Genomic DNA, 11,706 nt, shown 5'->3' on the forward strand with positions numbered 1-11,706 from the left:
TTCCCGACCCAGAGGAGACCCGTGTCGCTGACCGCCGACGTCAAAGCCGAGCTCATCGCCGTGCGCGATCCGCGACCCACCGCACGGGTGGCCGAGCTCACGGCGCTGCTGCGATTCTCGGGGGGCCTGCACTCGATCGCCAACCGCGTCGCCGTCGAGGCCGAGCTGGACTCCGATGTGCTGGCGCGCCGGGTCGCACGCGAGCTGCTGGAGATCTACGGTGTGCGTCCCGAACTGGTGCACGTGCAGGGCTCCGGAGGCCGAAGCGCAGGTCATTACGCCGTGAGGGTCATCGAGGGCGGTGAGACGCTCGCGCGCCAGACCGGGCTCCTCGATCAGCGTCGGCGTCCGGTTCGAGGCCTGCCGAACAAGCTCACGACGGGGTCCCGCGGCGACCTGGCGGCAGTGTGGCGAGGAGCGTTCCTGGCCGCGGGTTCGCTGAGCGAGCCCGGCCGCTCAGCCGCCCTCGAGATCACCTGCCCGTCATCCGAGGCCGCCATGGCGCTCGTCGGCGCGGGGCACCGGGTCGGCATCCCCGCGAAGGCGCGAGAGGTCCGCGGCATCCCCCGCGTCGTGGTCCGCGAAGGCGAGGCCATCCGGGCGGCACTGGCGACGATGGGGGCCGAACGGGCGGCGTCCGACTGGGATCAGATGCGCCAGCGGCGCGAGGTGCGCGCGGGCGTCAATCGCCTGGTCAACTTCGACGACGCCAACCTGCGCCGGTCGGCGCAGGCGGCCGTCGCCGCCTGCGCGCGGGTGGAGCGCGCTCTCGAGATCCTGGGCGAGGACGTGCCGGACCATCTCCGCGAAGCAGGCACGCTGCGGCTGGCCCATCGCGACGCGAGCCTGGACGAACTGGGTCACCACGCCGACCCGCCGTTGACCAAGGATGCCGTCGCGGGCCGCATCCGGCGGCTGCTGGCCATGGCCGACAAGAAGGCCGAAGCCGACGGCATCCCCGGCACCGAGTCCGCCGTGCCGGCGGGCATGGAGGAGTAGCGCCCGGGGCGCGACGGCGGCATTCTTCCCCGTCGTCACATCGGGAAGCAAGCCCCACTCACCGGCGTTGCCCATCAGTAGGATGACAGTCGTCCCCTCGCTGCGCCGAGGCTTCGGCGCAGCGCCGACAGGAAGAAGAGAACATGGCGAAGTACACGTTGCCCGACCTCCCCTACGACTATGCCGCGCTGGAGCCGCACATCAGCGGCAAGATCATGGAGCTCCACCACTCCAAGCACCACCAGGCGTACGTGACCGGGGCCAACACCGCCCTGGAGCAGCTCGCCGAGGCCCGTGAGACCGGCAACCTCGCGAACGTCAACAAGCTCGAGAAGGATCTGGCCTTCAACCTCGGCGGCCACGTCAACCACTCCATCTTCTGGACCAACCTGTCGCCCGAGGGCGGCGGCGAGCCCGAAGGTGAGCTGCGCGCCGCCATCGACGAGTTCTTCGGCGGTTTCGACAAGTTCCAGGCGCACTTCACCGCCGCCGCGACCGGCATCCAGGGCTCGGGCTGGGCCGTGCTCAGCTGGGACCCGATCGGCGAGCAGCTGATCATCCAGCAGCTGTTCGACCAGCAGTCCAACACGGCGCAGGGCACGATCCCCGTGTTCCAGCTGGACATGTGGGAGCACGCGTTCTACCTCGACTACCTCAACGTCAAGGCGGACTACGTCAAGGCGGTGTGGAACATCGCCGACTGGTCCAACGTCCAGCAGCGCTTCGCGGTGGCCCGCGAGAAGGCCTCGGGCCTGCTGGTACTGTCATAACCGGCGCGGCGTCCCGGCGGCTACGCCCGCCGGGACGCCGTCGTCCATCGTCTGAACCGCACTAAACCGCGCACTCGCGCACGACACACTCAGGAGAAACTCCGTGGCTGTCAAGATCGGCATCAACGGCTTCGGCCGAATCGGACGCAACTACCTTCGCGCGGCTCTCGCGCAGGGTGCGGACCTCGACATCGTGGCGGTGAACGACCTCACCGACAACAAGACCCTCGCCCACCTCCTCAAGTACGACTCGGTCGGCGGCGTGCTCGCCGAGGACGTCTCGTACACGGCCGACTCGATCACCGTCGGCGACAAGACCATCAAGGTCTTCGAAGAGCGCGACCCCGCCAACCTGCCCTGGGGCGAGCTGGGCGTGGACATCGTCATCGAGTCCACCGGCCGCTTCACCAAGGCCGAGGACGCCAAGAAGCACGTCGCGGGCGGCGCCAAGAAGGTCCTCATCTCCGCACCCGCGACCGGTGACGATGTCACCGTCGTGATGGGCGTGAACGAGGGCGACTACGACCCCGAGAACGACGTCATCATCTCGAACGCCTCGTGCACCACCAACTGCCTGGCGCCCCTGGCCAAGGTCTTCAACGACGCCTTCGGCATCGAGCGCGGCTTCATGATGACCGCGCACGCCTACACCGCCGACCAGAACCTCCAGGACGGCCCGCACGGCGACCTGCGCCGCGCCCGCGGTGCCGCGATCAACATCGTCCCCGCCTCGACCGGCGCGGCCAAGGCGATCGGCCTGGTCCTGCCCGAGCTCAACGGCAAGCTGAGCGGCTCGTCCTACCGCGTCCCCGTGCCCACCGGCTCCATCGTCGACCTGACGATCATCACGCCGACCGAGGGACTCACCGTCGACCAGGTGAACGAGGCCTACAAGGCCGCCGCCGCCGACGGCCGCCTCGCCGGCTACCTGCAGTACACCGAGGACCCGATCGTCTCCAGCGACATCCAGGGCAACCCGCACTCGTCGATCTTCGACGCGGAGCTCACAAACGTGAGCGGGAACCTCGTCAAGGTCTCGGCCTGGTACGACAACGAGTGGGGCTACTCCAACCGCCTCGTCGACCTCACCGAGTACGTCGCCGGCAAGCTCTGAGCTCCGAGATGGCTCTGCGCACCCTCGACTCGCTGGGTTCGCTCGCAGGCAAGCGCGTCGTCGTCCGTTGTGACCTCAACGTCCCGCTCAAGGACGGGGTCATCACGGATGACGGCCGCGTGCGCGCGTCGCTCCCCACCCTCAACGCCCTGATCAACCAGGGTGCCCGTCTCGTGGTGTGCTCGCACCTCGGTCGCCCCGACGGCGTTCCCGACGCGAAGTACAGCCTCGCGCCCGTGGCCCAGCGGCTCTCGGAGCTGCTGGGCAAGCCCGTCGCGTTCGCGCGCGACACGGTCGGCGAATCCGCCCACGAGGCCGTTGCGGCGCTCGAGGACGGCGACGTCGCGGTGATCGAGAACCTCCGGTTCCACCCGGGCGAGACCTCGAAGGATGACGACGAGCGCCGTGGGTTCGCGGAGCAGCTCGCCGGACTCGGGGACGCTCTCGTCTCCGACGGGTTCGGCGTGGTGCACCGCAAGCAGGCGTCGGTCTTCGAGCTGGCAGAGCTTCTGCCGTCGTCCGCCGGGCTCCTCATCGCCGCCGAACTGGAGGTCCTGGACCGGCTCACCGAGAAGCCCGAGCGCCCCTACACGGTGGTGCTGGGCGGCTCGAAGGTCAGCGACAAGCTCGGTGTCATCTCGCACCTGCTGCCGCGCGTCGATCGCCTGCTGATCGGCGGCGGCATGCTCTTCACCTTCCTGGCGGCCCAGGGGCACAAGGTGGGATCCAGCCTGCTCGAAGCCGATCAGCTCGACACCGTGCGCGACTACATGCGCCGCGCCGAGGAGTCCGGAGTCGAGCTCGTGCTCCCCACCGACATCGTCGTGGCGTCGAAGTTCGGTGCGGACGCGGAACACGTCGTGACCCCGGCCGATCGCATCGAAGACACACCGTTCGGAGCGTCGGGCCTCGGCCTCGACATCGGTCCCGACACGGCGACCCGGTTCGCCGATCTCGTCCGGGACTCCAAGACGGTGTTCTGGAACGGCCCGATGGGCGTGTTCGAACTCGCGCCGTTCGCCGCCGGTACCAAGGCCGTCGCGAAGGCCCTCACCGAGGTGGGCGGTCTCAGCGTGGTCGGCGGCGGTGATTCGGCCGCGGCCGTCCGCCAGCTCGGCTTCGCCGACGACGCGTTCGGACACATCTCGACGGGTGGGGGCGCGAGCCTCGAGTTCCTCGAAGGAAAGAAGCTCCCCGGACTGGAGGTCCTCGGATGGCAGTAGCAAGCCGCACCCCGCTCATCGCAGGCAACTGGAAGATGAACCTCGACCACCTGCAGGCTGTCGCGTTCGTCCAGAAGCTGCACTGGACGCTGAAGGACGCCAAGCACGAGGACGGCTCGGTCGAGGTGGCGGTCTTCCCGCCGTACACCGATCTTCGAACCGTCCAGACGCTGCTCGATGCCGACAAGATCCCGTTCGCCCTCGGCGCCCAGGATCTGTCCACGCAGGATTCGGGGGCGTTCACGGGCGAGATCTCGGGCGCGTTCCTGGCCAAGCTCGATTGCCGGTACGTCATCATCGGACACTCGGAGCGCCGTCAGTACCACGCCGAGACCGACGATGTCGTGGCGGCGAAGACGAAGGCCGCCCTCAAGCACGGTCTCGTTCCCGTGATCTGCGTGGGCGAGACCGCCGAGGACCTCGAGAAGCACGGGGCCAGCGCCGTGCCCGTCGGACAACTCGAGGTGGCGCTGGAAGGGCTCTCGGCGGATGCCGACATCGTCGTGGCCTACGAGCCCGTCTGGGCGATCGGCTCCGGTCAGGCCGCGACGCCCGATCAGGCGCAGGAGGTGTGCGCGAAGCTCCGCGCCGTCATCGCCGCGTCGCTCGGCGACGAGGCGGCCGCGCGCACCCGCGTGCTCTACGGCGGGTCGGTGAAGTCGGCGAACATCGCCAGCTTCATGCGCGAACCCGACGTCGACGGAGCCCTCGTGGGTGGAGCCAGCCTGGTCGTGGACGAGTTCGCCGCGATCGTCCGGTATCAGAAGCACGTCGGCGTCTGACGCTCCCCGGTATACTCGACCCTTGTGCGATCCGACGGGATCGCTGCGAAAGGCTTCAACGACTGTGCAGATCCTCGAGTTCGTCCTGCAGGTGCTCCTGGGCATCACGAGTCTCCTGCTGACCCTCCTCATCCTCCTCCACAAGGGGCGCGGTGGCGGCCTGTCCGACATGTTCGGCGGCGGCATGACCTCGTCCCTCGGCTCGTCCGGGCTCGCCGAGCGCAACCTCAACCGTTTCACCATCGTGCTCGCACTGGTGTGGTTCGTCGCGATCGTCTCCCTCGGCCTGATCACGAAATTCCAGGGACTCTGATGGCAACCGGAGGCAATGCGATCCGCGGCACCCGCGTCGGGGCCGGCCCGATGGGTGAGCAGGATCACGGATTCCACGCGGACCGCATCGCGATCTCCTACTGGGACGCACTGGGCAACGAGACCGTGCGCTACTTCGCGGCGGGCATCCCCGAGGACGAGATCCCCGACACGATCGACTCGCCGCACTCGGGCCTTCCCGCCGGGCGCGACAAGGCGAATCCGCCGGCGGTCGCCAAGACCGAGCCGTACAAGACGCACCTCGCGTACGTGAAGGAGCGTCGTACCGATGAAGAGGCCGAAACCCTCCTCGGGGACGCGCTGACGCAGCTGCGGGAGCGTCGCGGCCAGTCCTGACGACACGGCGACAAGACGAAAGAGAGAGCGGATGCTGCGGCATCCGCTCTCTCTTTTCGTCTGACGCGGTCTCGGGTGCCCCGGACTCAGTACTCGCGGTCGATGAGCTCCGGTGGCACCTTCGAGGCGGCCGCCTCGTCGACGAAGAACACCGTGCGGCGTCGTCCTTTCGCCCCGGCGGCGGGCACATTGACGTAGCTCGCCCCGGCGAGGGCGAGCCCCAGCGCCGACGCCTTGTCCTCGCCCGACAGCACCATCCACACGCGCTTGGAGGAGTTGATGACCGGACGCGTCATCGTGACGCGCTCCGGCGGCGGCTTGGGGGAGTCGCGGACCGGCACGACAGCGCGATCGATGATCTGGATCTCGGGCCGGTCGGGGAAGAGGGAGGCGATGTGCGCGTCGGGCCCGACGCCGAGGAAGCAGACGGTGAACGACGGCCACGCGTGGTCGCGGCACGGGTGGCCGGCCAGCTCGGCCGCGTACGCCGCTGCAGCCTGGTCGAGCCCGAGCCCCTCATCGCTGGCCGCGACGGCGTGGATGTTCCCCGCCGGGATGTCCAGCCCGTCCAGCAGCGCCGCGCGGGCCTGCGTCTCGTTGCGGTCCGCGTGGCCGCGGGGGAGGAACCGCTCGTCACTCCACCAGAAGTGCACGCGCGACCAGTCGATCTCGGCGGTCTTCGGGTGCCGGGCGGCGGCGGCCAGGACGGCGGATCCCATACTCCCGCCGGTCAGCGAGATGTGCGCCGTGCTTCCGCTCGACACGCGTTTGGCGACGCGGCTGAGGAACCGTGCGGCGACCGAGTCGGCCAGTGTCGCGGGGTCGGGTGCGATGACGACCCGCTTCTCTGCCCATTCCTCGACCATGCTGCTAGCTCCGCGCCTCCCGTGTCGTCGGCGGGTCCAACCGCGCCCACCCCTCTGTGATCACTCGACCATACAGGAGGTCCGGGTCCAGTCGACGCAGCTCCTCGGCCAGGCATTCGCGGAGTGTCCGGCGGGGGAACGCGAGATCATGGCTGGGCTGCCCGGGCTGGGTGAGGATGGCGACGCCCGGCGTCGGGCGTTCGAGAAGGACCTCGCCGCTCTCACGCGCGAGCGAGACCGACTTGATGCCGTGGGGCCACTCCTCGGCCGAGAGGTACTCCCACTCGACAGGGACGTCCAGGGCGAGCCGCAGCCATGCCGCCAGCAGCGCGGTCGACGGGGAGTCGGAGGCTCCGCGCACGGTGACACCCGTCACGGGCTCGTACGGAGGCTGGTCGAGGATCGCCGCGAGCTGCTCGCGCCAGCGGGTCAGCCGCGTCCAGGCGAGGTCCGTGTCGCCGGGTGCGTAGCTGTCACCCAGCGAGGCCACGAACGCCGACGGGTCGGCCTTGGTGGCCGCGTCGGTGATGCGTCGCTGGGCGATGCGCCCGATGGAGGTGTTGGCCGGCTCGGACGGCGTCTCGTTCGGCCACCAGACCACGACGGGAGCGTCGGGCAGCAGCAGACCGGTGACGAGGGACTCGAGGTTGGAGCTCCCGGCCTCGCCGCTGGCGTGAAGGGTGACGACTTCGCTGGCGCCGGCGTCGCCGCCCACGCGGATCTGCGCGTCCAGGCAGGAGGCGGCATCCTTCGCGCCGTTGATCATGAGCACGATCACCCGCATCGGGTGCTCGCGAGAGGCATCGTTGGCGGCCTCGATGACCTCCTCCATCTCGCCCTGGCGGGTGATGATGATGAGGGTCAGCACGCGTCCGAGGGCGACGGCGCCGCCCTCTTCGCGCACGTTGACCAGCGCGCGGGAGATCTTGCTGACAGTGGTGTCGGGCAGGTCGACGATCACGGGCGCCTCCAGGTTCGGCCGTCGCGGGCGAGCATTTCCTGGGCGGATGCCGGCCCCCAGGATCCGGGAGCGTACTGCTCGAGGGGGCCGCCCTGCTCCGCCCAGAACTTCTCGATGGGGTCGAGGATCTTCCACGAGAGCTCGACCTCCTCGTGGCGGGGGAAGAGCGGCGGGTCGCCCAGGAGCACGTCGAGGATGAGGCGCTCATAGGCTTCGGGGCTGGCCTCGGTGAAGGCGTGTCCGTAGCCGAAGTCCATCGTGACGTCGCGCACCTGCGCGCCGGCACCGGGCACCTTGGATCCGAAGCGGATGGTGACGCCCTCGTCGGGCTGGACGCGGATGACCAGGGCGTTCTGCCCCTGACCCAGCGTCTGGCTGCGCGAGAACAGCATCTCGGGCGCCGACTTGAACACGACCGCGATCTCGGTGACGCGGCGGCCCAGCCGCTTGCCCGTGCGCAGATAGAAGGGCACTCCCGCCCAGCGGCGGGTGTTGACCTCGAGGGTGATCGCGGCATACGTCTCGGTGGTGGACTCGGGGTTCATCCCGTCCTCCTCGAGGAAGCCGAGCACCTTCTCACCGCCCTGCCAGCCGCCGTCGTACTGCCCGCGGGCCGTGGAGCGGCCGAGGTCCTCGGGAAGCGTGACCGCCGCCAGCACCTTTTCCTTCTCGGCCCGCAGGTCCTTCGCGTCGAAGCTGATGGGCTCTTCCATGGCGGTGAGCGCCATCAGCTGGAGCAGGTGGTTCTGGATGACATCGCGCGCGGCGCCGATGCCGTCGTAGTAACCGGCGCGACCGCCCACGCCGATGTCCTCGGCCATGGTGATCTGCACATGGTCGACGTAGTTGCGGTTCCAGATCGGCTCGTACAGCTCGTTGGCGAAACGGAGGGCGAGGATGTTCTGCACCGTCTCCTTGCCGAGGTAGTGGTCGATGCGGAAGATCGAATCGGTGGGGAACGCCGAGCGCAGGGCGTCGTTGAGCGAGCGCGCCGAGTCGAGATCGTGCCCGAACGGCTTCTCGATCACCACGCGGCGCCAGCGCTCGGGGCGATCGGCGGTGTCGTCGACCAGGCCGGATGCCTTCAGCTGCTCGGCCACCTGGGGGAAGTCCTTCGGCGGGATCGAGAGATAGAAGGCGTGGTTGCCCATGGTGCCGCGCTCCGCGTCGAGCTTCTCGACGGTTTCGCGCAGACGTGCGAACGCCTCGGGGTCGCCGAATTCGCCCGAGACGAACCGGATCCCCTGCAGCAGCTGCTGCCAGGTCTCGTCGCGGAACTCCGTGCGGGCGTGCTGCCGCACGGCGTCGTGCACGACCTGCGCGAAGTCCTGGTCCTCCCAGTCGCGGCGAGCGAAGCCCACCAGGGCGAAGCCGGGCGGCAGCAGCCCGCGGTTCGCGAGGTCGTACACCGCGGGCATCAGCTTCTTGCGGGACAGGTCGCCGGTGACACCGAAGATGACGAGCGCGCTCGGGCCGGCGATGCGGTTGAGGCGGCGGTCTTCGGGGTCGCGAAGCGGGTTGCTCCCGCGGGAAATCTCTACGGGCGGCCGCTGCGCGGCCGCGCTCGATCCGGGGATCTCGACGGTCATGGGGGAGAGGCTCCTACTGGGCTGCTTCGAAGAGCGAGAGCACTTCGATCTGGGGATCTGTCAGCGTGAGTGAGACGACGGGGCGGCCGTGTCCTTCGGCGAGGACGACGGCGTCGCCAGCCGCCTGCGCCTCGATGAGCTGCCCGAACGTGAAGGGCCGTCCGGGGATCTCGAGGTCGACGTCGGTGCGTTCGAGGATCTGCAGGAAGACGCCCTCGGCGGGACCGCCCTTGTGGTACTGGCCCGTCGAATGCAGGAACCGCGGTCCCCAGCCGAACGTGGTGGGGCGGCCGGAGTCGGCGGCGACCATCTCGCGCAGACCCTGCAGCTGAGGCAGCTCGAGGCGGTTGACATAGGCCTGCACGGCGACGTAGCCGGTCGGGCCGAGCCGGGACCACAGGGTGTCGAGCACACCGGCGATGGTGCCGGATTCGGCGAGCGCGGGGTCCGAGACGCGCACCTCGACACCGTTCTCGACGAAGACCGGTGCGGTCGGCTCGGGCGTGGCCTCGAGCAGTCCTCGCGCGGCATCCTTCGCGGACTCGACGTCGGGCTGATCGAACGGGTTGATGCCCAGGATCCGCCCGGCGATGGCGGTGGCGTACTCCCACACGATGAACTGCGCCCCGAGCGACCCGCTGACGAGGATCTCGTCCTCGTGGTGCTCGAAGAGGTGGAACGCCCCGGCATCATCGACCAGGCGGAGGATCTGCAGGTCGTCGGGGCGCGCGTCCAGCTCGGGTGAGACGGGAAGGAGCACGACGGGAAGGATGCCGGTTCCCTCCTTGCCCGTGGACTCGGCCACCAGCTGCTCGATCCAGTCGGGAAGGCCCACGATGTGCGTGCCGTCGGTGACGAGACCCAGCTTGTCTCGGCGCAGGCTGCCCCCGGCGATGGCGGCCGCGAGCACGAGCGAGGGATTGTCGGGGCTGTCGATGGCGACCTCGAGAAGCGTGGCCTCCGCTTCGTCGAGGAGCTCGTCGATGTCGACCCCGGCGAGCCCTGCCGGCACGAGTCCGAACGCGGTGAGCGCCGAATAGCGCCCTCCTACGTGGGGGTCCGCGTTGAAGACGCGGTAGCCCGCTTCGCGAGCGGAGGAGTCCAGGGGCGATCCGGGGTCGGTGACAACCACGATCCGCTCGCGCGGGTCGATGCCCAGGTCGCGGAAGGCGGCCTCGAAGGCGCGACGGGCCGAGTCGGTCTCGACCGTGGAACCCGATTTGGAGGCGACCACCAGGACGGTGCGGTCCAGGCCGCCCGACGAGGTGTCGCCGTCGATCGCGGCGAGCACCTGGGCGGGCGACGTGGAGTCCAGGATCACGAGGGGCGCGCCGGACGTCTGCGCGATCACCTCGGGCGCCAGAGACGACCCGCCCATTCCCGCCAGCACGACTCGCGTCACGCCGCGAGCGGCCAGGTCGGCGCGCAGGCGCCGGATCTCATCCACCAGTGGGCGCGAGACGCTCACCGCCTGGACCCAGCCCAGACGCCGAGAGGCCTCGTCTTCGGCGGCGGGACCCCACAGCGTGGGGTCCGCCGCCGTGACGCCCGAGGCCACGAGGTCGGCCACGAGTCCCGGGAGGGTCTCGTCGACGACCGACTTCACGTGGCCGGTCAGGTGGATGCGGAAGCTCATCGAGCCGTCTCGGAACCCGCGCCGAGCGCCGTGGCGACGGTCGCCTGGAGATCGTGCCACGAGGCGATGAACTTCTCGACGCCCTCGTCCTCGAGCACCTGCGTGACGTCGGTGAGGTCGACGCCGACGGCGGCCAGGCGGTCGAACACGTCGTGCGCGTCCGCGTAGTTGCCGGTGACGGTGTCGCCCGTGATGCGGCCGTGGTCGAAGGTCGCCTCGAGCGTCTTCTCGGGCATGGTGTTGACGGTGCCGGGGGCGACGAGCTCGGTGACGTACAGGGTGTCGGGAAGGGACGGGTCCTTGACGCCGGTCGAGGCCCATAGCGGGCGCTGCACGTTCGCGCCGTCGGCAAGGAGCGCCTTCGCGCGATCGGTCGCGAACTCGCGCTCGAACAGCTCGTACGCGAGGCGGGCGTTGGCGACGCCGGCCTTGCTCTTGAGTGCGGTCGCCTCGTCGGTGCCGATGGCGGTGAGGCGCTTGTCGACCTCGGTGTCCACGCGGGAGACGAAGAACGACGCCACGGAGTGGAGGGTCGAGATGTCGTGACCGGCCGCCTGAGCCTTCTCGACGCCGGCGAGGTAGGCCTCGATGACGTCTGCGTAGCGCTCCAGGCTGAAGATCAGCGTGACGTTGACGCTGATGCCGGCCCCGATCACCTCGGTGATGGCGGGCAGGCCCGCCTTCGTCGCGGGGATCTTGATCAGCACGTTGGGCCGGTCGACCTTCGCCCACAGCTCTTTCGCCGAGGCGACAGTTGCGGCGGTGTCGTGCGCGAGGTCGGGGGAGACCTCGATCGACACGCGCCCGTCGACGCCGCCGGTGCGGTCGAAGACCGGCCGGAAGACGTCGGCGGCGTCACGGACGTCGTCGGTCGTCGCGGCGAAGATCGCGTCGTCGACCGAGGCGCCCCGGCCGGCCAGCTCGGTGATCTGCGCGGCGTACGAGTCGGCGCCGCTGCTGATCGCACCCTGGAAGATCGTCGGGTTCGTGGTCACTCCGGTGACGTTGCGCTCGGCGATCAGGGTCGCGAGGTTGCCCGTGGTGATGCGGTCGCGGGAGAGGTCGTCCAGCCAGATGCTGACGCCCTCGGCGGCCAG

At 69.5% G+C, this 11,706-nt stretch carries 12 protein-coding genes; 7 read left to right on the forward strand and 5 right to left on the reverse strand.

All coding sequences use genetic code 11. From position 1 onward, the window contains the following. Positions 1 to 21 precede the first annotated feature (21 nt). From whiA to Q9S36_RS28725, 7 genes are all read left to right on the forward strand, one after another. Positions 22 to 999, forward strand: a complete 978-nt coding sequence (gene whiA / locus Q9S36_RS28695) for a DNA-binding protein WhiA (RefSeq protein WP_311288237.1) — start codon at positions 22 to 24, stop codon at positions 997 to 999. A 143-nt stretch (positions 1,000 to 1,142) separates the two neighbouring features. Next, on the forward strand, positions 1,143 to 1,769 hold the full coding sequence (locus tag Q9S36_RS28700; protein ID WP_251449536.1) for a superoxide dismutase: 627 nt from the start codon (positions 1,143 to 1,145) through the stop codon (positions 1,767 to 1,769). Between the two features lie 103 nt (positions 1,770 to 1,872). After that, positions 1,873 to 2,883 carry a type I glyceraldehyde-3-phosphate dehydrogenase gene (gene gap / locus Q9S36_RS28705; protein WP_251449537.1) on the forward strand — a complete coding sequence of 337 codons (1,011 nt, stop codon included), beginning with the start codon at positions 1,873 to 1,875 and terminating at the stop codon, positions 2,881 to 2,883. 8 nt (positions 2,884 to 2,891) lie between these two features. Further along, positions 2,892 to 4,106: a phosphoglycerate kinase gene (locus Q9S36_RS28710; RefSeq protein WP_311288238.1), complete on the forward strand. Its 1,215-nt coding sequence runs from the start codon at positions 2,892 to 2,894 to the stop codon at positions 4,104 to 4,106. Continuing rightward, positions 4,097 to 4,888: a triose-phosphate isomerase gene (gene tpiA, locus Q9S36_RS28715; RefSeq protein ID WP_311288239.1), complete on the forward strand. Its 792-nt coding sequence runs from the start codon at positions 4,097 to 4,099 to the stop codon at positions 4,886 to 4,888. The genes Q9S36_RS28710 and tpiA overlap by 10 nt, the downstream gene beginning before the upstream one ends. Positions 4,889 to 4,952: 64 nt before the next feature. Next, on the forward strand, positions 4,953 to 5,201 hold the full coding sequence (gene secG, locus Q9S36_RS28720) for a preprotein translocase subunit SecG (protein WP_251449540.1): 249 nt from the start codon (positions 4,953 to 4,955) through the stop codon (positions 5,199 to 5,201). Next, positions 5,201 to 5,557, forward strand: a complete 357-nt coding sequence (locus tag Q9S36_RS28725; protein WP_251449541.1) for an RNA polymerase-binding protein RbpA — start codon at positions 5,201 to 5,203, stop codon at positions 5,555 to 5,557. The genes secG and Q9S36_RS28725 overlap by 1 nt, the downstream gene beginning before the upstream one ends. A gap of 86 nt (positions 5,558 to 5,643) precedes the next feature. On the opposite strand, the gene pgl is transcribed toward Q9S36_RS28725, so the two are convergent. The 5 genes from pgl to tal all read right to left on the reverse strand — a co-directional run. Further along, positions 5,644 to 6,423, reverse strand: a complete 780-nt coding sequence (pgl, locus tag Q9S36_RS28730; protein ID WP_311288240.1) for a 6-phosphogluconolactonase — start codon at positions 6,421 to 6,423, stop codon at positions 5,644 to 5,646. 4 nt (positions 6,424 to 6,427) lie between these two features. Further along, on the reverse strand, positions 6,428 to 7,384 hold the full coding sequence (locus Q9S36_RS28735; protein WP_251449543.1) for a glucose-6-phosphate dehydrogenase assembly protein OpcA: 957 nt from the start codon (positions 7,382 to 7,384) through the stop codon (positions 6,428 to 6,430). Continuing rightward, a complete protein-coding gene (gene zwf, locus Q9S36_RS28740; protein ID WP_311288241.1) occupies positions 7,381 to 8,973 on the reverse strand; it encodes a glucose-6-phosphate dehydrogenase in 1,593 nt (530 codons plus the stop codon). The genes Q9S36_RS28735 and zwf overlap by 4 nt, the downstream gene beginning before the upstream one ends. Positions 8,974 to 8,986: 13 nt before the next feature. Then, positions 8,987 to 10,609, reverse strand: coding sequence for a glucose-6-phosphate isomerase (locus Q9S36_RS28745; RefSeq protein WP_311288242.1), 1,623 nt, complete (start codon positions 10,607 to 10,609; stop codon positions 8,987 to 8,989). Further along, on the reverse strand, positions 10,606 to 11,706 hold a 1,101-nt coding region (gene tal / locus Q9S36_RS28750), incomplete at its 5' end, for a transaldolase (protein ID WP_311288243.1). The genes Q9S36_RS28745 and tal, both read right to left, overlap by 4 nt.

This window comes from Microbacterium sp. ARD31, from assembly GCF_031844425.1.